General features: G+C 75.4%; 20 protein-coding genes. 9 read left to right on the top strand and 11 right to left on the bottom strand.

The window, feature by feature from the left end:
* Positions 1-48 precede the first annotated feature (48 nt).
* Positions 49-753, top strand: coding sequence for a membrane protein YczE (gene yczE / locus IE106_RS14345; protein ID WP_189533775.1), 705 nt, complete (start codon positions 49-51; stop codon positions 751-753).
* A gap of 30 nt (positions 754-783) precedes the next feature.
* On the opposite strand, the gene IE106_RS14340 is transcribed toward yczE, so the two are convergent.
* Positions 784-1,521, bottom strand: a complete 738-nt coding sequence (locus tag IE106_RS14340; protein ID WP_189533772.1) for a Type 1 glutamine amidotransferase-like domain-containing protein — start codon at positions 1,519-1,521, stop codon at positions 784-786.
* A 120-nt stretch (positions 1,522-1,641) separates the two neighbouring features.
* On the opposite strand from IE106_RS14340, the gene IE106_RS14335 reads away from it, so the two are divergent.
* Positions 1,642-2,346 carry a formylglycine-generating enzyme family protein gene (locus IE106_RS14335; protein ID WP_229840415.1) on the top strand — a complete coding sequence of 235 codons (705 nt, stop codon included), beginning with the start codon at positions 1,642-1,644 and terminating at the stop codon, positions 2,344-2,346.
* 63 nt (positions 2,347-2,409) lie between these two features.
* Here IE106_RS14335 and IE106_RS14330 read toward each other — a convergent pair whose 3' ends face one another.
* From IE106_RS14330 to IE106_RS14305, 6 genes are all read right to left on the bottom strand, one after another.
* The gene (locus tag IE106_RS14330; RefSeq protein WP_189533770.1) at positions 2,410-3,009 is read right to left on the bottom strand and encodes a dihydrofolate reductase family protein; all 600 of its coding nucleotides are present in this window, start codon (positions 3,007-3,009) and stop codon (positions 2,410-2,412) included.
* A gap of 124 nt (positions 3,010-3,133) precedes the next feature.
* On the bottom strand, positions 3,134-3,703 hold the full coding sequence (locus IE106_RS14325) for a GNAT family N-acetyltransferase (RefSeq protein ID WP_189533768.1): 570 nt from the start codon (positions 3,701-3,703) through the stop codon (positions 3,134-3,136).
* Positions 3,704-3,829: 126 nt separating this feature from the next.
* Positions 3,830-5,134: a phytase gene (locus IE106_RS14320; protein ID WP_189533766.1), complete on the bottom strand. Its 1,305-nt coding sequence runs from the start codon at positions 5,132-5,134 to the stop codon at positions 3,830-3,832.
* 258 nt (positions 5,135-5,392) lie between these two features.
* Complete coding sequence (locus IE106_RS14315; RefSeq protein ID WP_189533764.1) at positions 5,393-6,982, bottom strand: MFS transporter; 1,590 nt, start codon at positions 6,980-6,982, stop codon at positions 5,393-5,395.
* Between the two features lie 169 nt (positions 6,983-7,151).
* Complete coding sequence (locus IE106_RS14310; RefSeq protein ID WP_189533762.1) at positions 7,152-7,625, bottom strand: MarR family winged helix-turn-helix transcriptional regulator; 474 nt, start codon at positions 7,623-7,625, stop codon at positions 7,152-7,154.
* Positions 7,626-7,787: 162 nt separating this feature from the next.
* Positions 7,788-8,252: an SRPBCC family protein gene (locus tag IE106_RS14305; RefSeq protein WP_189533760.1), complete on the bottom strand. Its 465-nt coding sequence runs from the start codon at positions 8,250-8,252 to the stop codon at positions 7,788-7,790.
* A gap of 239 nt (positions 8,253-8,491) precedes the next feature.
* Between IE106_RS14305 and IE106_RS14300 the strand changes: the two genes are divergently transcribed.
* The gene (locus IE106_RS14300; RefSeq protein WP_189533758.1) at positions 8,492-9,463 is read left to right on the top strand and encodes a TIGR03557 family F420-dependent LLM class oxidoreductase; all 972 of its coding nucleotides are present in this window, start codon (positions 8,492-8,494) and stop codon (positions 9,461-9,463) included.
* Positions 9,464-9,638: 175 nt separating this feature from the next.
* Here the strand turns inward: IE106_RS14300 and IE106_RS14295 are convergent, their stop codons facing one another.
* The 3 genes from IE106_RS14295 to IE106_RS14285 form a co-directional block, all read right to left on the bottom strand.
* On the bottom strand, positions 9,639-10,556 hold the full coding sequence (locus tag IE106_RS14295) for an oxidoreductase (RefSeq protein WP_189533756.1): 918 nt from the start codon (positions 10,554-10,556) through the stop codon (positions 9,639-9,641).
* Between the two features lie 29 nt (positions 10,557-10,585).
* The gene (locus IE106_RS14290) at positions 10,586-11,335 is read right to left on the bottom strand and encodes a carbonic anhydrase (protein WP_229840412.1); all 750 of its coding nucleotides are present in this window, start codon (positions 11,333-11,335) and stop codon (positions 10,586-10,588) included.
* A 118-nt stretch (positions 11,336-11,453) separates the two neighbouring features.
* On the bottom strand, positions 11,454-12,542 hold the full coding sequence (locus tag IE106_RS14285; protein WP_189533754.1) for an MGDG synthase family glycosyltransferase: 1,089 nt from the start codon (positions 12,540-12,542) through the stop codon (positions 11,454-11,456).
* Between the two features lie 180 nt (positions 12,543-12,722).
* Here IE106_RS14285 and IE106_RS14280 point away from each other — a divergent pair, with 180 nt between their 5' ends.
* Genes IE106_RS14280 through IE106_RS14270 form a run of 3 tightly spaced genes read left to right on the top strand, consistent with a single transcriptional unit; the run spans position 12,723 to position 15,161 of the window.
* Positions 12,723-13,487, top strand: coding sequence for an SDR family NAD(P)-dependent oxidoreductase (locus IE106_RS14280; protein WP_189533752.1), 765 nt, complete (start codon positions 12,723-12,725; stop codon positions 13,485-13,487).
* A gap of 10 nt (positions 13,488-13,497) precedes the next feature.
* Entirely contained in the window at positions 13,498-14,367 is an 870-nt protein-coding gene (locus IE106_RS14275) for a DMT family transporter (protein ID WP_189533750.1), read from the top strand.
* On the top strand, positions 14,361-15,161 hold the full coding sequence (locus IE106_RS14270; protein ID WP_373295944.1) for a polysaccharide deacetylase family protein: 801 nt from the start codon (positions 14,361-14,363) through the stop codon (positions 15,159-15,161). The genes IE106_RS14275 and IE106_RS14270 overlap by 7 nt, the downstream gene beginning before the upstream one ends.
* Before the next feature lie 3 nt (positions 15,162-15,164).
* On the opposite strand, the gene IE106_RS14265 is transcribed toward IE106_RS14270, so the two are convergent.
* On the bottom strand, positions 15,165-15,383 hold the full coding sequence (locus IE106_RS14265) for an acyl-CoA carboxylase subunit epsilon (protein ID WP_189533748.1): 219 nt from the start codon (positions 15,381-15,383) through the stop codon (positions 15,165-15,167).
* A 300-nt stretch (positions 15,384-15,683) separates the two neighbouring features.
* Here IE106_RS14265 and IE106_RS14260 point away from each other — a divergent pair, with 300 nt between their 5' ends.
* Genes IE106_RS14260 through IE106_RS14250 form a run of 3 tightly spaced genes read left to right on the top strand, consistent with a single transcriptional unit; the run spans position 15,684 to position 18,629 of the window.
* Positions 15,684-16,844 carry a type III polyketide synthase gene (locus IE106_RS14260; protein WP_189533746.1) on the top strand — a complete coding sequence of 387 codons (1,161 nt, stop codon included), beginning with the start codon at positions 15,684-15,686 and terminating at the stop codon, positions 16,842-16,844.
* Positions 16,845-16,899: 55 nt separating this feature from the next.
* The gene (locus IE106_RS14255) at positions 16,900-18,090 is read left to right on the top strand and encodes a cytochrome P450 (protein ID WP_189534148.1); all 1,191 of its coding nucleotides are present in this window, start codon (positions 16,900-16,902) and stop codon (positions 18,088-18,090) included.
* Positions 18,087-18,629 (top strand): cupin domain-containing protein, encoded by a 543-nt coding sequence (locus IE106_RS14250; RefSeq protein WP_189533744.1) that lies wholly within the window; start codon positions 18,087-18,089, stop codon positions 18,627-18,629. Before IE106_RS14255 ends, IE106_RS14250 begins: the two co-directional genes overlap by 4 nt.
* The last annotated feature ends 82 nt before the right edge of the window (positions 18,630-18,711 follow it).

The raw sequence follows: 18,711 nt of genomic DNA, 5'->3' as shown, positions 1-18,711 counted from the left end.
CTGATTGGCCGTGTCCTTCGGACCGGTGACGGTACAGACTCACCGCCCATGCCTTCCAAGCACCTCGGTGCGCGGACGCGGCGTGCCCGCCCGTCCGCGCCTCCCCTCACCTACCTCTCCCTCCGCGAACACCCCCTGCGGCGGCTGGCGCAGTTGTTCACCGGCCTGGCTCTGTACGGCTTCAGCCTGTCCCTCCTGGTGCGGGCCTCGCTCGGCGCCAACCCGTGGAGCGTCCTGTACGAGGGGGTGGCGCACCGCACCTCGCTCGGTTTCGGGACCGTGAGCGCGGCGCTGGGTGTGCTGGTGCTGCTGCTGTGGATCCCGTTGCGGCTGAGGCCCCGGCTGGGCACCTTCGCCAACATCGTCGTCATGGCGTGCGCGTCGGACGCCGGGCTGGCCCTCGTCCCCGAGGGCCTCGGCCTGCCCGCGCGGATCTGCCTGCTCGTCGGCGGCGTCCTCCTCAGCGGCCTGGCGGTCGCCGTCTACGTCGGCGCCCGCCTCGGCCCGGGACCGCGGGACGGCCTGATGACCGGTACGGCCGCGATGACCGGCTGCTCCCTCCGCCGGGTCCGCACCCTGATGGAGGTGGTCGTGCTCGCGTCCGGCTGGGCGCTCGGCGGCACCGTGGGCGTCGGGACGGCGCTGTACGCCCTGGTGATCGGTCCGGTCGCCCAGGTCTGTCTGCCGCGGTTCACCCACCCGTCGTCCTCGGACCGGGCCGCGACGGCCGGTCGTCCCGGCGCCCCGGACTGACCGGCCGCCGCGGGAGCCGGGCGCGGCCCGTCAGCGCCGCGGGGCGGGGGGTTGCAGGAGGCGGCACGGGACCTGTCGTTCGGTCAGGCCGCCGCGGCCGTCCGGGTCGACCCGGTACAGGCCCGCCTCCGGGGTGCGGGTCACGGCCTCCGTCAGCTCCCCGTCCGTGAAGAGGGCCGCGGCGCCGTCCTCCACCGCCCATCCGCCCGGCAGCTTCCCGGTGGCCACGGCCGCCCGGTAGGAGGGGCGGCGGCCCGGCTCGGTGTCGTAGTGCGGGCAGACGGAGCCGGGCAGCAGGCCGAGGCCGCCCGCCAGGTGGGTGAGGGGGCCGAAGGAGTCCGTGTGGGAGCCCTCCGCCCAGCAGTTGGCGCCGGCGCTGATCCCGCAGAGCAGCGCCCCCCTGTCGTACGCCTCGCGCAGCAGCCGGTCCACGCCGTGGACGCGCCACACCGCCAGGAGGTTCGCGGTGTTGCCGCCGCCCACGTAGAGGACGTCCTGCGCCAGGAGGAACGCGCGCAGGGCGTCGTCGTCGAGTTCCCTGCGGAACAGCGGCAGCACGGAGGGGACGCGGTCGGGGCGGCCGTCGAAGGCGGCGAGGAACTTGTCGACGTAGACGGCGGCGTCGCCGCTCGCCGTCGGCAGGAAGCACACCTTCGGCCGCGGGGTGCGGGCGTGGCCGAGGACCCAGTCGTCCAGCACCCCGTCGTCGTCGACGGAGAAGCCCCCGCCGAGCAGGGCGAGGCGGTGCTGCGGGGCGGTGACGGGCACGGGCCCTCCTCGGGGTGGGGGTGGTTCTGCGGCTCCGGAGGGACGATGCCGTGCAACGGCCTTCTCCCGCAAGACGATTGGCGCGCGCCGGTCACGGTACGGCTCGGTAGGATCGCGATCATGGACGCGTACGCGAGTGGGGAGATGGCCGCCGTACCCGGGGGCCTGGTGACGCTGACGGACCGGCGGACGCGGCGCAGCTGGGCGGTGGACGTGGCGCCGTACCTGCTGGGGACCGTCCCGGTCACCCGGGAGTGGTACGCGCGGGTCACCGGGGAGCGGCCCGGCGACGGGGGCGCGGGCCAGGGGCGGCTGCCCGTGGAGGGCGTCTCGTGGGGGGACGCGGTCCGGTTCTGCAACGCGCTGTCCCGCCGTGAGGGGCTGGCGCCCGCCTACCGCGTCCACGGCGACGGCGACGAGGCCGAGGTCACGTGGGAGCGCTCCGCCGACGGGTACCGGCTGCCGACCGAGGCCGAGTGGGAGCACGCGTGCCGGGCCGGTACGGGCGGGCCGCGGTACGGGCCGCTCGACGAGGTCGCCTGGTACCGCGGCAACTCCCGTGAGCGTCCGCACCCGGTCGGCGGCAGGCTGCCCAACGCCTGGGGCCTGTACGACATGCTCGGCAACGTGTGGGAGTGGTGCTGGGACGTGTACGACGCCGAGGTGTACGGCGCGTACCGGGTGCTGCGCGGCGGGGGCTGGTTCGACGAGCACTGGAGCTGCCGCGCGTCGGTCCGGCGCCGCAGCCACCCGGCGTACCGGGTGGACGACGTGGGTTTCCGGGTGGCCCGCTCGCGTCCGGCCCCGGCCACCGGGGGCGCCTGACGGGGGTCCGGCTCCGGACGCGGACGGCACGGCGCCGGCCGTCGGCGCCGTGCCCCCGCCGGCCTATGCCCCGGTGGCGGTGGGCCGGTAGGTGCACACGTGCACGCCGGCGCCGCTGACGGCCGTGGAGACCAGCTCCAGCCTGTGCATCCGGCCGCGGTCGGGGAAGATCGTCTTCCCGCCGCCGAGGATCACCGGCATGACCATCAGCCGGAGTTCGTCGACCAGCCCTTCGTCCAGCAGGGCGCGGACGAGCGTGGGGCTGCCCATGACGAGCAGGTCGCCGCTCCCCTCCTCGCGGAGGTCGCGGACACGGGCGAGGGCCTCGTCCCCCGGGACGCACGTGGTGTTCTCCCACGTCAGGTCGTCGTCGCCGAGCGTCCGGGTCACGACGTACTTGCGGAGGGAGTTCATCCGGTCGGCGAACGGGTCACCGGCCCGCTCCGGCCAGGCACCGGCCATCGCCTGCCACGTACGGCGCCCGAACAGCAGGGCCTCGGCCTTGCCCAGCGCGTCGTCGAACGCGCCGCCCACGACCTCGGGGTCGAAGAACGGATGCGTCCAGCCGCCGTGCGCGAAGCCGCCGTCGGTGTCCTCCTCGGGGCCGCCCGGGGCCTGCACCACGCCGTCGAGGCTGACGAACTCACTGATGACGATACGCATGGGACTCGTTCCTTCTGTTCACCACGGGGTTGTGTCGGGGCAGACCGCCGCGCCGCGGGAAAGTCATCGGCCCGGCCCCACCGGGGCGGGGTGACGTGGCTCACACGGCGGCGCGGGGTCTCGTTCAGGGGGCCTGCCGGGCGGCGCGGGCGGCGCGCCACTCGGGGGCGAGGACGGCCCAGACCTCCTCGTCGTGCCGCTCGCCCCGGTACGGGTGGATCTCCCTGAGCACGCCCTCCTTCGTCATCCCGAGGCGGCGGGCGACGGCGATGCTGGGTTCGTTGCCGGACGAGACCCACCACTCCACGCGGTGGACGCCCCGCTCCTCGACCGCCCAGTCGATGATCACGCGGGCGGCGCGGGTCACCAGTCCCCTGCCGACCGCCGCCGGCTCCAGCCAGCAGCCCGCCTCGGCGACGCCCTGCCGGACGTCCAGCCGGCGGAAGATGACGGCGCCGACGAGGGTGCCGTCCACCCGGATGCCGTGGATCCGCCCGGTGTCGGAGGCGGCCTTGTCCGCGTACGCCTGGAGGAACGCCCGGCTCGACTCCAGGTCGGTCACGACGTCGGGGAGCCCGTTGAACCGGCCGATGAACTCCCGGCCCCGGTCGATGTGGGCGAGGAACTCCTCGGCCTGCCACGGTTCGAGCGGGCACAGTTCGGCACCGTCGTCACCCAGGGATATCGCGTACATCGTCACCTTCCGTGTGATCGCCGGCGGTTCGGCGCACGGATCCTCTCACGGGCGGTGCCGCGGGGGACGCGGACGGCCCGCGCCGGGGTGCGGGCCGGCGCGGGCCGTGGCGGGGAGGACGCGGGGTCAGTCCTCGACGGCGTCCATGACCTGCGCGAGGTCGACGAACTTGAAGCCCGTGGCGTCGCGGCCGTCGGCGGAGGGGGTGTCCTCGCCGTCCTGGACGACGAGGAGGCCCTGGGGGTACCGGCGGCCGAGCGGGGCGTTCAGCACGGCGGCGCCGTCGCACTCCTCGGAGCCGTCGACGAGCGCGGAGGCGGCGACGCGGAAGCCGGCCTCGTACTCGTTGTCGTCGGCCGTCTCGCGGTCGTACAGGGCGAAGGTGTCGTCGCCCTGGCTGGAGGCGAGGACGTAGCCGTCGCCGTCCGCCTCGGTGAGCAGGGTCAGGCCCTCCACGTCGGCCGCGAGGTGCTCGCCGCCGTGACCCGGGTCCGGGGCGGTGGGCGCGCACTCGTCGCTCTCCTCGTCGTACGCCGCCGGGACGCCGTACTCGCGGACCTTGTCGACCAGCACGGGCGTGCCGGTGAGGTCGGCGCGCAGCCGCCAGATGCCGACGTCCTCCTGGCCGGCGTACAGGGTGCCGTTCGCGGGGTCGACGACCATGCCCTCGACCTGCGGGAGTTCGCCGGGCTCGCCACACGGGGCCCAGGAGGTGCCGTCCGGGAGGCGGAAGGCGGCGGGCAGGTCCAGCGTGCGGACCGTGCGGTAGCCGACCGTGCCGCCGGTGCGGGCGACCAGTTCGAGGAGGGCGACCGTGGTGCGGTTGTTGCGGCTGACCAGGGCGTACGAGCGGCGGGTGGCCGGGTCGGTCCAGGTGGCGAGGCCGTAGGCGGTGTCCTGCTCGTTGATCTCCTCCTGGCTGGTGGAGAAGATCGGGGCGGCCTGCGGGTCGGTGACGTCGGTGAGCGGACCGGCGGGGTTGTCGCGGTCGATGCGGTAGACGCGGAGGCGGTCGTGGCCGCGGTCGCTGACGACGGCGAGGTCGGAGCGGGCACCGGCCAGGGCCGTCCCGTGGACGAGGTCGACGTTGTTGAAGCGGCCGGGGGCGTCGTCGGGGGCGGCCGGCGCCGGGGCGGGGAGGGACTGGACCTGGCGGGCGTCGAGGTCGTAGACGCGCAGTCCGCCCTCCTTCGCGGTGGCGATGACGAGGCTGCGGTCCGGGGCGGCGGCGTTGCGCCAGATCGCGGGGTCGTCGGCGTCGGCGTTCCCGCCCTGGTCGTCGTCGTGGAGGGGGGCCGTCTCGGCCCGGGCGGTGACGGCGGGCAGGGAGTCCCCGGCGGCCGCGGCCTGGGCGGGTATGGCCGAGCCGGCCAGGGTCGTGCACAGCAGCAGCGCGGCGGCGGCCGGAAGGGCGGATCGGCGGACGGTCACGTACGTCTCCTCCGTGTCGGGGGTGTGCTTCCGCGAGATCGTCGGACGACGCGGGGGCCGTCGGGTTACGCCGTGCCGAAGGGAACCGGGCCGCACCGCGAACACGTGGCGTCGGGTGTTCGACCCACCGAAAGGCCGCGGTGGCGTGGCGGGTTGCCCACCGGCGCGGTGCCGGGGGCCGGCCGCGCGCGGCTGTTCCGTATCCCTGGTGTGCCGCGGGGGCGCCCGCGGCTTCGGCGGGCGCCCCCTGAGGGACCCTCAGCCCTCCACGGCACCGGTGCGGGGCCGCAGTCCGGCCGCCGCGACGGCGGCGCCGAGGAGGCACAGCACGCCGGTGACGGTCGCCGCGGTGTGCACGCCGCCCATGAACGCCTGGCCGCTCCCCTCCACGACCGCGGCCTTCAGCCGGGCCGGCATGTCGGCCGAGACGGGCGACACGCCCATCGCCACGGCGTCCTTCGCCTCCTGGAGCCGTCCGGCCAGGTCCGCCGGGACCCCGGCGCGCGTCAGGTCCCCGGTGAGCGTCGAGCCGACCCGGCCGCCGATGAGCGACATGAGGACCGACGTGCCGAGCGCGCCGCCGACCTGCAGGGCGGTCGCCTGGAGGCCGCCCGCCACGCCGCTGTCCCGGACGGGCGCCTGACCCACGATGGCGTCGGACGACGCGGACAGCACCATGCCGACGCCGAGGCCGAGCGCGACGAAGGGCGGCCACATCGTGGCGTACGGGGAGGCCGTGTCCCAGGTGAGCATGCCGAACGCGGCGGCGGCCTGGAGCAGCATGCCCAGCGGCATGGTGAGCCGGGGCCCGAAGCGGCCCGTCAGCACCGCCCCGAGCGGGGAGGCGACGAGCGAGGCGAGGCTCAGCGGCAGCGTGCGCACACCGGCCTCGACGGGCGAGTAGCCGCGCACGTTCTGCAGGTAGAGCATCACGAAGAAGATCACACCGAGCAGGACGAAGAAGTTCAGCGCGGTGACGACCGTGCCGACGGTCAGCGAGCGGTTGCGGAACAGCCGCATCGGCAGCAGCGGGTGCTCGACGCGCGTCTCGTACCAGCCGAAGACCACGAGGAGCAGGACGCCCGCGGCGACGGCGCCCAGGGTGCCCGGCGCGGTCCATCCCCAGGTCTCGCCCTTGACGACGCCGAAGACGGCGGACAGCAGCCCGAGGGCGAGCAGGACGACGCCGGGCACGTCGAAGCGGTGGCGGCCGACCGGGTTCCGGCTCTCGGGGAGGACGGCGGCGCTGACGAGCAGCGCGATCACGCCGATGGGGGCGTTGACGAAGAAGACCGACTCCCACGAGACGTGTTCGACGAGGAGGCCGCCGACGATGGGGCCGAGCGCGGTCGACACGGCCGAGACCATGGCCCAGATGCCCACGGCCATGCCGAACCTCCGGGGCGGGAAGACCGCCCGCAGCAGGCCGAGTGTGTTGGGCATGAGGAGGCCGCCGAAGAAGCCCTGGGCGGCGCGGAAGGCGATGACACCCTCGATCGAGCCGGCCAGGCCGATGGCCACCGAGGCGAGGGTGAAGCCGACGATGCCGACGACGTAGTACGTGCGCCGGCCGAAGCGGTCGCCGAGCTTGCCGCCGAGGATCAGCGTCGCCGCGAGGGCGAGGAGGTAGGAGTTGGTGACCCACTGGAGGTCCGCGGCGGACGCGTGGAGGGTGCGGCCGATCTCGGGGTTGGCGATGGCGACGACGGCCCCGTCGAGCTGGACCATGAACAGGCCGAAGGCGACGGCCAGCAGGGTCAGCCAGGGGTTGGCGCGCCGCCCGGTCGCGCCGGCGGCCCCGGGGGGCGCGGCGGGCGGGGCGGGGGCGGTTGCGGGTGTTGCGGGCATGGGGATGCGCGGTCCTCGGGAGGTGGTGGTACGGACGGGAGGGCGCGCCGCGGCGGGACGCGTGCGGCGCGGGGTGCGCGGCACGGGGCGCGCGCAGGGGGAAGCGCCGCGCGCATGGAGGCGGAGGCGTCCGTGCGCGCGGTCGGGAACCTCCGGTGGAGGTGGGGGGCTATTCGGCCGCGGGGCGGAGGTGGTGCGCCAGCGACGTGAGCGCGCCCACGGCGGAGCCGAGGGCGTCCATCTCCCCGTCGGTGAGGAGGTGCAGCGCACGGGCGACGTGCGCGTTGCGGAGGCGCTGGACCTCCGCCAGCTCACGCCGTGCCCGGGGGGTCGGGTGGAGGTGCGCGATCCGCTTGTCGGCGGCGTCGCGCCGCCGCTCCAGCAGGCCGCCGTCGGTGAGCTGGGAGACGAGGGCGCTGACGTTGTTCGGCCGCATGAGGAGGGCGTCGGCCGCCTCACGCACCGTGGCGCCCTCGTGGTGCAGGACGAACCGGAGCAGCGCGAGCTGCCCCTCGGGCGGCTTGGGGTGCCGGATGTCCTGGGTGACCCGGCGCTCCAGGGCGCGGTTCAGCTCCGGAAGACACGCCGCGAGCGCAGAGGCCAGGCGGTCGGGGTCCGGGGCGGACGCGCGGGAGTCGGGCATTCCCCCAGAGTAGGTATGGTGAGATAGATATGTCAACGTACCCATCCCCGGTGGCCTGCGGGGAGAGCCGCGGACAGCGGAAGGGACCGCGCGGTGCGCGGTCCCTTCCACCCGGTCACCGGTGCCCCGGCGGCCCGCCGGCCGCCGGACCCACCCGGCCCCTCAGACGTCGCCCGGCCTGACCCGGCCGCGCCAGCCGCCGGTCTCCCCGCCGCGCGTCTCGATGTACTCCTTGAACCGGCGCATGTCGCCCTTGACCCGGCGGTCGATCGTGCCGGTCATGTCGGCGGCCTTCTCGGCGAGGCCGGTCGGCTCGACGTCCATCACCAGCTCCACGCGCGTGTGCGTCTCGTCCACGCGCTGGAAGCTGACGACGCCCTTCTGCTGGGTGTCGCCGCTCACCGTCCGCCAGGCGATGCGCTCGTCGGGGAGCTGGTCGATGATCTCGGTGTCGAACTCGCGCCGGACACCGCCGATCTTCGTCGTCCAGTGGTTGTGCCGGTCGTCGAGCTGCGTGACCTCCTCGACGCCCTCCATGAAGTTCGGGAACTCCTCGAACTGGGTCCACTGGTTGTACGCGGTGCGGACCGGCACCTCGACCTCGACGGTCTCCTTCACCTTGCTCATCTGTCACTCCTTGATCTCGTGACGGTGGCGCGACGGGCTCGCGCCGCGCTCGGCACCGGCCTGCGGGTACCCGCTCACGCGCAGACATGCACGTCCGTACCGGATCGGCCGAGCGGGGGGCCGGACCCGGTGGTGCGGGCCGGGCCGGGGATACCCCGTTCGGGGGCGGAGCCTGTTAGGGGCCGGAGTCTCGGGGTACCTCTGCGCGGACCGGACGGATCCACGCTCAGGGGTGTCGTATGGAGATCGGGTACAAGCTCGCGGCGGAGGCGTTCGCGCCGGGCGAGCTGGTGAGGCAGGCCGTCCTGGCCGAGGAGGCCGGGTTCGACTTCGTCGAGATCAGCGACCACTTCCACCCGTGGCTGGACAACCAGGGGCACTCCCCGTTCGCCTGGACCGTGCTCGGCACGATCGCGGCGAAGACCAGCCGGATCGGGCTGGCCACCGGCGTGACGTGTCCGACGATGCGGTACCACCCGGCGATCATCGCGCAGGCCTCGGCGACGCTGGCACTGCTGTCGGAGGGGCGGTTCGTGCTCGGCGTCGGCTCGGGCGAGCGGCTGAACGAGCACGTCGTCGGCGAGGGCTACCCGGCGGTCGCCGCGCGGCACGAGATGCTGCGCGAGGCCCTGGAGATCATCCGGCTGCTGTGGAGCGGCGGCTACCGCTCGTACGAGGGGAAGCACCTGCGGCTGGAGGACGCCCGCGTCTTCGACCTGCCGCCGACGCCGCCGCTCCTCGCCGTGGCGGCGAGCGGGCCCGACTCGACGCGGGTGGCGGCGGAGTTGGGGGACGCGCTGTTCGCCACGGAGGCCAAGCCGGAGATCGTCCAGGGGTACCGGGACGCCGGGGGCGACGGGCCCCGCTACGCGGAGGTGCCCATGGCGTGGGCGCCCGACGAGCAGACCGCCGCGCGGGCCGCGCTGGAGACGTCGCGGTGGGCGGTGACGGGGTGGAAGGTGATGAGCGAGCTGCCGAACCCGGTGAACTTCGACGCCGCCACGACCACCGTCCGCGAGGAGGACATCCTGCGCGCCTTCGCCTGCGGGAACGACCCGGAGCGGTACGTGGAGATGGCGCAGGGGTACGTCGACGCCGGCTTCGACCGGCTGGTCATGCAGAACGCGGGGCCCGACCCGGACGGCTTCATCGACTTCTACCGGCGCGAACTGGACTCCCGGCTGCGCGGGTTGAAGCCGGGCGGCGCGTAGGGCGGCACGCCGGGGCCGGCGCCGGCCGGGAGCACCCGTCGCCGGGCGCCCGCCGGAGCGCGGGCCGGACTCGCACCACCGGTACGCCGGCCGCCCGCGGCCCCACGGGGGGGCGCTCCGGCCGGGTGCCCGGCTCCGTCCCGACGGGCCCGGTCCGTCGTCCGGCCCCGGACCGTCACGCGGCGGGGGCGTGCGCCTCCTCCAGGCGGGCCAGGTCCTCCGGGGTGAGGCGCAGGGCGGCCGCGGCGACGTTCTCCGCGAGGTGGCCGGGATCGCCCGTGCCGGGGATGGCCAGGACGTGGGGGCCCTGGTGCAGGGTCCACGCCAGACGCACCTGCGCGGCCGTCGCCCCGTGCGCGCGGGCGACGTCCCCGACCGTCTCCTCGGCCGCGGTGGGCGCGGCGGCCGCGGCGCCGGCCTCGGCGCCCTCACCGGCTATCGCGTAGAACGGGACGAAGGCGACGCCGAGTTCCCCGCACTGCCGGATCAAGGCGTCGGACCAGGGGCTCCGGGCTCCGAGGCCGTAGCGGTTCTGGACGCACACCACCGGGGCGACGGCCCTCGCCTCGTCGAACTGCGCCACGCTGACGTTGGAGACCCCGAGGTGGCGGATCAGGCCCGCCTCGCGCAGCTCGGCGAGGACGCCGAGGTGCTCCGCGATCGAGTCGGGCCCGTTGACCCGGAGGTTGACCAGGTCGAGGTGGTCGCGCCCCAACTGGCGGAGGTTCTCCTCCACCTGGCCGCGCAGCTGCCCCGGCGTCGCCCACGGCAGCCACTTCCCCGACGGGTCGCGTCCGGGGCCGACCTTGGTGGCGATGACCAGGTCCTCGGGGTACGGCGCGAGGGCCCGGTTGAGGAGCTCGTTCGCGGAGCGGAGGGCGGAGAAGTAGAACGCGGCGGTGTCGATGTGGTCGACGCCGAGTTCGACGGCCCGGCGCACCACCCGGATCGAGGTCTCGCGGTCGCGCGGCCTGCCGAGGTGGAAGGCGGCGCTGCCGGTCAGGCGCATCGCCCCGAACCCGAGGCGGTTGACCGTCATGTCACCCAGGTTCCAGGTGCCCGCGGCGTCAGCGGTGATCGTCTCTGTGGTCATGAACCGGAGTCTGTCACCCGGGAATCCGGTCAGGTGACGAGGAGGACCTGCTGGGTGGCCAGTTCGTAGCGGGCGCCGACGACGGCGAGGCGGCCCGTGGCGGTCCGCGCCGCCAGGTCCGGTTCGGCGGCGAGGCGGGAGCGGACCAGCCGGACGTTCGCGGTGATCGTCGCGTCGACGCGGGCCGGCCCGGTCTGGGTGTGGTCGATGGCGGGACGGATCTGCTCGGCGACGTACGAGATGTGCGCGGGCAGTTCCTCGCCGGTCTCGGCCGCGTGGACGGCGGCGGTGACCGCGCCGCACGACTGGTGTCCCAGCACCATCACGAGCGGGATGTCGAGTTCCAGGACGCCGTACGCGATGCTCCCCAGGACCGCCTCGTCGAGGACGCAGCCGGCCGAGCGGACTGTCATCAGGTCGCCCAGGCCCTGGTCGAAGACCAGCTCGGGCGGGACGCGCGAGTCGATGCAGCCGAGGACGACGGCGAACGGGTGCTGTCCGGACACGGCCAGGAGGCGGTCGCCGTCGGCCTCGTGCGGGTGGGTCTGGTGGCGGGTGGACCACCGGTGGTTGCCGTGTCGCAGCGCGCGGAGCGCGGCCGCCGGGGTGTCCGGCCGTCCGGCCCCGCGTCCGGCGGCGACGGCCGGCGCGGCGGGCAGGGCGGCGCCCGCGCCGAGGACCGCTCCGCCGGCCAGCGCGGCGCGCAGGAGCGCGCGGCGGTCGGGGCGGTCGGGGCGGTCGGGGCGGTCGGGGGATATGAGCTCGGGTGTCGACGTCACACCCGGCACGGTAGGCCGCGCCCTCCCGGCCGCTCCGCCTCTTGGCGTTCCGTTGGCCACGGCTTGAACGAATCGTGAACGGCGCCGGCCGGGGCCCCGGCTTGGGACGGTCGCGGCACTAGGTGAGGGAGGTGACGAGGAGGGAGGCGTCGTCCTGGAAGAGGGCGTGGCCCCGGGCGACGTGCGCGGAGCGCTCCGGGCCGTCGGGGACGAGGCGGGAGGTGGCGGCGAGGAGGGCCGGGAGGTCGGGCGCCGTCGTCGTCAGGCCCTCCGCCGCCATGTGGCGTACGCCGTCGGTGCCGTGGCCGGGGATGGGGCGGTAGGCGACGAGGGGCAGGCCGGCGGCCAGGGCCTGGAGGGCGGTCTGGCCCGCGGCGTTGTCGACCAGCAGGCGGGCCGAGGCCATGAGGGCGGGCAGGTCGTCGGTCCAGCCGAGCGCGACGGCGCCCGGGACGCGGGCGGTACGGCGGCGCAGGCGCTCGTCGTGGCCGCACAGGACGACCGGGCGCAGGCCGTGCCGGGCCAGGGCCCGGGCCGTGCGGGGCAGGTCGGAGCCCACGCCCCAGGCGCCCGCGGAGAGCAGGACGGTGGGCCGGCGCGGGTCCGGCGGCGGGCCGGGCGGGGCCTGGGCGACCGTGTGGAAGGCGGGGGGGACGACCGGGCCGGGCGCGGCGGTACGGCGGCCGGTGCCCGTGCGGGCGGCTTCGGCGGCGCCGGGGCTGACGCACAGGTACAGGTCGTTGCCCGGGTGGAGCCAGCCGCGGTGGACGGCGAAGTCGGTGACGTACACGGCGCTGGGGACGCGCAGGGTGCCGCGTTCCCGCATCCGGCCGGTGACCTGCGCGGCGAGGTGGAAGGTGGAGACGACGACGTCGGGGCGGAGGCGGGCGGCCAGGGTCTCCAGGGGCCGTTCGGCGAGCGCGGCCAGCGGTGAGGTGTCGGCGCGCGGGGCGGCGGGGCCGTCCGGGCGGGGCGGGGGCGGGGCGAGGAAGACGCGGTAGATCGCCGTGTAGAGCGCGGGGACGCGGCGCACCGCCGTGCGGTAGAAGGCGCGCAGGGCCGGACCGGTGCCGGGCGGCAGCAGCGTCAGGACGTCGTGGACGTGCGCGTCGTGGCCGTGCGCGCGGAGCCGGTGGGCGAGTTCGGCGGCGACGGCGTCGTGGCCCGCCCCCATGCTCGCGCTCAGGACCAGGCAGCGCCGCGTCATGTGGTCGCCTTCCGGTGGCGGGATCCGGGTCCTCCCATGGTGGGGCCATGGGGGCGGCCCGGGCGGGCCGGGCGGGCCTGTTCGGGTGGTTCGCGGGCCCGGCGCACCGTCGCGGCGGGCGGTCCGGGGAGGAACCTGGAGTCTGCGGGGAGCGCAGGCGCACGAGTCCGGAGGTCTGGCATGGCGGGAACGGCACGGCCGGTCGTGCTCATCACGGGTGCGTCGTCGGGGATCGGGGAAGCGGTGGCCGAGCGGTTCGCCGTGGACGCCGAGCGGCGCTGGCGGTTGCTGCTGGCGGGCCGGGACGAGGAGCGGCTCGGCGGGGTGGCGCTCCGTACGGGGGGTGTGGGACTGCCGGGTGACCTGGGCGGACCGGCGGGGGTGGAGCGGCTGGCCGCCCGGGCGCTGGAGCGGGAGGGGCGGGTCGACGTGCTGGTGGCGGCGGCCGGGATCGGCTGGGCGGGGCCGTTGACGCGGACGCCGCCGGAGGTCGTGGAGCGGCTGGTGGCGGTGAATCTGACGGGCACGGTGCAGTTGGTGCGGCTGCTGCTGCCGGGGATGGTGGAGCGGGGGGTGGGGCGGGTGGTGCTGGTCAGTTCGATGGCGGGCTGGGCGGGCGTGGCCAACGAGGCGGTGTACGCGGCGACGAAGGGCGGGCTGCTGGCGTTCGCGGAGAGCCTGCGCTACGAACTGGCCGGCACGCGGGTGGGGGTGACGGCGGTGCTGCCCGGCGCGGTCGACACGCCTTTCTTCGCGCACCGGGGCGCCCCGTACCACCGCGGGTGGCCGCGTCCGGTGCCGGCGCGGCGGCTGGCGGACCTGGTGTGGAAGTCGGTGGTGCGCGGGCGGGACGAGGTGTTCGCACCGGCGTGGCTGGCGGGACCGGCGCGGATCCGGGGCGGTGCGCCCGGGTTCTTCCGCGCGATGGCCAAGCGGTTCGGCTGAGCGGCGCGCGATGCTCGCTCTCTCGATCTGCCTGGCGCTGCTGGCGGCGGTGGGCAACGCCGCGGCCTCGGTGCTCCAACGGCGCGCCGCCGCCGACACGGGCACGGCGGGCACGGCGGTGCGGGGGTGGTGGCCGAGGCTGGTGCGGCGGCGGGTGTGGGTGTGGGGTTCGGCGGTGCTGGGGCTGTCGGGGGTGTTCCAGGCGCTGGCCCTGGCGACGGGGCCGCTGGCGGTCGTGCAGCCGGTGATGAGCACGGAGCTGCTGTTCACGCTGGTGCTGGGTGGACTCGTGTTCCGGCGGAACCCCGACCGGCGCACGTGGTGGGCGTTCGGGGCGATGGCGGCCGGGCTGGCGGCGTTCCTGGCGCTGGCGGAACCGTCGGGCGGGCGGGCGACCGTACCGGCGGCGGACTGGCTGTGGGCGGGGCTGGTGATCGGGGCGGTCGCGGTGGGACTGGTGGCCGTGGCGCTGCGGCTGCCGTCGGCCCCGCGGGCGGCCGTGCTGGGGACGGCGACGGCGCTGGGGTTCTCCGGGACGGCGGCGCTGCTGAAGGACGCGCTGGGCCGGCTTCAGGACGGGCTGGGCGCGGTGTTCGCGGGGTGGCAGCTGTACGCGGCGGCCGCGGTGGGGCTGACGAGTTTCCTGCTGCTGCAGGTGACGTTCCGGGCGGGGACGCTGGCCGCGTCGCAGCCGGCGCTGACGCTGGGGGACGCGCTGCTGAGCGTGGTGCTGGGGGTCTGGCTGTTCGACGAGCGGGTGGTCGTGGGCGTGCGGGGGGTGTTCGAGGCGATCGCGTTGGTGGTGCTGGTGGCGGCGTGCGTGGAGCTGGCCCGGTCGCCGCTGGTGAGGGGCGGCGAGGAGGGGGAGGACTCGTGGTGAGCGCGGCGGGTGCGGCCGCGTGGCGTGCGCCGGGTCGGCGGGCGGACGCCTGGCGGGCGGGGGCGGCCGCGGTGGCGGGGCTGGCGGGCTGGCACGTCGTGCCCGCGGCGACGTGGCTGCCGGGGGTGCGCGGGGCGCTGTGGCCGGCGCTGGACGGGCGGGGCGATCCGGGGCGGGTGGCGCTGACGTTCGACGACGGGCCGGACCCCGGTACGACGCCGTTGTTCCTGCGGGCGCTGGAGCGGCTGTCGGTCCGGGCGACGTTCTTCGTGCTCGGCGAGCGGCTGGAGCGGGCGCCGGCGCTGGGGCGGCTGATCGTGGCGGAGGGCCACGAACTGGCGGTCCACGGCTGGGGCCACGCCCCTCCGTGGGTGCCGCGGCCGGTGCGGGAGGTGCGGGAGGTGGCGCGGGCGGCGGCGCTGGTCTCGGACGTGGCGGGGTGCCGGCCGCTGTGGTACCGGCCGCCGTACGGGGTGCTGACCGGGGGCCGGTGGGCGGCGGCGCGCGCGGCGGGGCTCCGTCCGGTGCTGTGGTCGGCGTGGGGGCGCGACTGGACGGCGGACGCGACGCCCGCGAGCGTGCGGGCGGAGGTCGCCCGCGGGACGCGGGGCGGGGCGACGGTGCTGCTGCACGACTCGGACGCGCTGTGCGCGCCCGGTTCGTGGCGGGCGGCGCTGGGGGCGCTGCCGGGGCTGGTCGCCGACTGCCGGGCGCGGGGTCTGGTGGTCGGCCGGCTCGCCGACCACGGGGTGGGCCTCACGGCGGGTGCCGCGCGGAGGCGTACGGGCCGGTGACGGCTACGGGCGGCCGAAGGTCCGCCGCGCCGCGCGGGTGCACCAGGAGTGCGGCAGGGGGTGCGGGTGCCAGTGGCGGTCCCACTCGGCGCGGGGGGAGCGGCGGTGGGGGTGTCCGGCGGTGTGCTCGCCGCCGTGGACGAGGGCGCCCAGGACGGCGGTGACGGCGGCGAGCTCCGCACTGGTGGGTGAACCGTGGACTATCCGCAGGTGGTGGCGCATCGCTCCATCGTCCGGCAGGGGCGCCGTCCCCGCATCCGCTCCCCGGCGGGTCGCGCACGGTGCCCCGTGACGGGTCGCGCACGGTGCCCGGTGGCGGGGGTGGCGGCCCGCATCAGGGTGTCGGCCGAACGGGTGAGAAGCCGGACCGCCCCGCACGCCGTCGCCCTTCCCGCACACGGGTGGGGCGGCGACCGGCCGGTTCCCGGTGACCCCGTGTGACCGTCTCGGCGCGCGCGACGGCCGGAGCTCGCCCATTCTCTGAGTGAACGCGAGCAACACGCGACGAAAGGGCTCGACATCATGGCCACGTTGTGCAGACCCGCGGTGTCCGTCCCCGAGCATGTGATCACCATGGAGGAGACGCTCGAGCTGGCGCGGACCATCCACGCGGACCATCCCCAGCTCCCGCTCGCCCTGCGGCTGATGGAGAACACCGGGGTCCGCAAACGCCACATCCTCCGGCCCATCGAGGAGACGCTGCGCCACCCCGGCTTCGAGGAGCGCAACGCCGTCTACGAGGCGGAGGCGAAGACGCGGGTGCCCGCCGTGATACACCGTGCCCTGGAGGACGCGGAGCTGCGTCCCGCGGACATCGACGTGATCATCTACGTGTCGTGCACGGGCTTCATGATGCCGTCGCTCACGGCCTGGCTCATCAACACCATGGGTTTCCGCAGTGACACCCGCCAGGTGCCCATCGCGCAGCTCGGCTGCGCGGCGGGCGGCGCGGCGATCAACCGGGCGCACGACTTCTGCAGCGCGTACCCGGACGCGAACGCGCTCATCGTGGCGTGCGAGTTCTGCTCCCTGTGCTACCAGCCCACCGACCTCGGCGTCGGGAACCTGCTGTCCAACGGGCTGTTCGGCGACGGGATCGCCGCCGCCGTCATGCGCGGCAAGGGCGGCACGGGTGTCTCGCTGGAGCGCAACGGCTCCTACCTGGTGCCGGAGACGGTCGACTGGATCGCGTACGACGTCCGGGCGACCGGGTTCCACTTCAAGCTGGACAAGCGGGTTCCGGGCACCATGGAGCCCTTGGCCCCGGCGCTCAAGGAGCTGGCGGGACAGCACGGGTGGAACGCCTCCGACCTGGACTTCTACATCATCCACGCCGGCGGGCCGCGCATCCTGGACGACCTGAGCAAGTTCCTCGGGGTGCCCTCGGAGGCGTTCCGCTTCAGCCGCGCCACACTCACCGAGTACGGCAACATCGCCAGCGCCGTCGTCCTGGACGCGCTGCGCCGGATGTTCGACGAGGGCGGCACCCCGGAGTCCGCGCGGGGCCTGCTCGCCGGCTTCGGGCCGGGCATCACGGCGGAGATGTCCCTGGGCCGCTGGACGACGTCGGGGTCCCCCCGCTCCGCCGTCTCGGCGGGGGGCGCCGTCACGACGACCACCGTCCCGTCGAAGGCGTTCATCGACGCGTACACGGACACCGAGGAGCCCGACCGTGCTGGATGACCCCACGACGACCACCGAGGCGGAGCGGGAGGGCGCCGCCGGCTCCGGCCCGGCCCTGCCGCCCGTGCGGCACTGGCCGGCGCTCGACCTGTTCGGGGTGGACTTCGACCCGGTGCTGGCCAGGCTGATGGAGGAGGGGCCGGTCACCCGCATCAAGCTGCCCAACGGGTCCGGCTGGGCCTGGCTGGTGACGCGGTACGACGACGTGCGGACGGTGACGAACGACCCCCGGTTCAGCCGGAAACTGGTCGTGGAGAACGACGTCACCCGGCTGGCGCCCCACTTCATCCCCGTCGACGGGGCGGTCGGGTTCGAGGACCCGCCGGACCACACCCGGCTGCGCCGCTCGGTGGCGCCCGCGTTCACCACGCGGGGCGTCGAGCGGCTGCGCGACCGGGCGCAGGAGATGCTCGACGAACTGGTCGAGGGCGTGCTGCGGGACGGGCCGCCGGCCGACTTCACGCAGCGGCTGCTCGGGCCGTTCCCGCTGGCCGTCGTGTGCGAGCTGATGGGCGTGCCGGCGAAGGACCGGCCGAGCATGCACGAGTGGACCAACCTCATCCTGTCGTCGGCGCAGGGCGTGGAGCGCAGCCAGCGCGCCAAGGAGGAGATGTGCGCCTACTTCGCCGAGACGATGCGGCGGCGGCGCGGCACCGGCGGCGAGGACGTCATCGGGCTGCTGTCGGCCGCGGTGGAGGCCGGGGAGATCACCGAGTCGGAGTCGGTGGGCCTGGCGCTGCTCGTCCAGATCGGCGGCGAGGCGGTCACCAACAACACCGGCAACATGCTGTTCATCCTGCTGAACCGGCCGGACCTGATGGACCGGCTGCGCGCCGACCGGGAGGGCCGGCCGCAGGCGATCGAGGAACTGCTGCGGTACATCCCGCACCGCAGCGCGGTCGGACTGTCGCGGATCGCGCTGGAGGACGTGACGGTCGCCGGGGTGCGGATCCGCGCCGGTGACGCGGTGTACGTGTCCTACCTGGCGGCCAACCGCGACCCGGACGTGTTCCCCGACCCGGAGCGCATCGACTTCGACCGGGCGCCGAACCCGCATGTGGCGTTCGGGTACGGACCGCACTTCTGCGTCGGCGCGATGCTGGCGCGGCTGGAGTCGGAGCTGCTGGTGGACGCCCTGGCGGACCGTTTCCCCGGGCTGCGTCTCGCGGTGCCGGCGGAAGAGGTCCGGTTCCGGCGCGGCGCGCTGATCCGGGGGCCGGAGTCGATGCCGGTGACCTGGGGATGAGCGCGCACGCGACGCCGGACGGGCTGCTGGTGCCGTCCGGGCACGGCCGGACGCTCAGCGCGCCCGCCCACCAGGTCACGTTCAAGGTCACGGGCGAGCACGCGCGGGCCGCGTCGAGCTTCGAGGTCGTCGTGCCGCCGGGGTTCGACGTGGGCGCCCACGTGCACGCCCACAGCGAGGAGCTGTTCTACCTGCTGGAGGGCGAGTTGGACGTCCTCGCCTTCGAGCCGCGGGTACGGACGCGGGACGACTGGCGCCACTGGGAGTCCCGGAGCGGGCGGCGGACGGTGCGGGCCAAGCCGGGCACGGTGATCGTGGTGCCGCCGGGCTGTCCGCACGCGTTCGCGAACCGTACCGACGAGCCGGCGAAGATGTTCTTCCAGGCGTCCCCTCCCCCGGACCACGAGCGGTACTTCGAGGAACTGCTGGAGATCCTCGACGGGGGCGGCCCGCCGGACCACGCGGCGATCGCCGCGCTGCGCGCCCGGTACGACATCGAGCAGCTGACGCCGATGCGGCACGGCGCGCCGACCCGGTGAGGGGAGGGCCGCGGCAGTGGTGCTCCGGATGAGGGGCTGGAGGGACGCGTGGGCCCCGGGCCGCCCGTGGGGGCGGGCCCGG

The sequence above is a fragment of the Streptomyces roseolilacinus genome, assembly GCF_014649335.1.
Classification (GTDB): domain Bacteria; phylum Actinomycetota; class Actinomycetes; order Streptomycetales; family Streptomycetaceae; genus Streptomyces; species Streptomyces roseolilacinus.
Note: the sequence above shows the minus strand (reverse complement) of the source record. Positions and strands in the feature narration are given on the sequence as shown.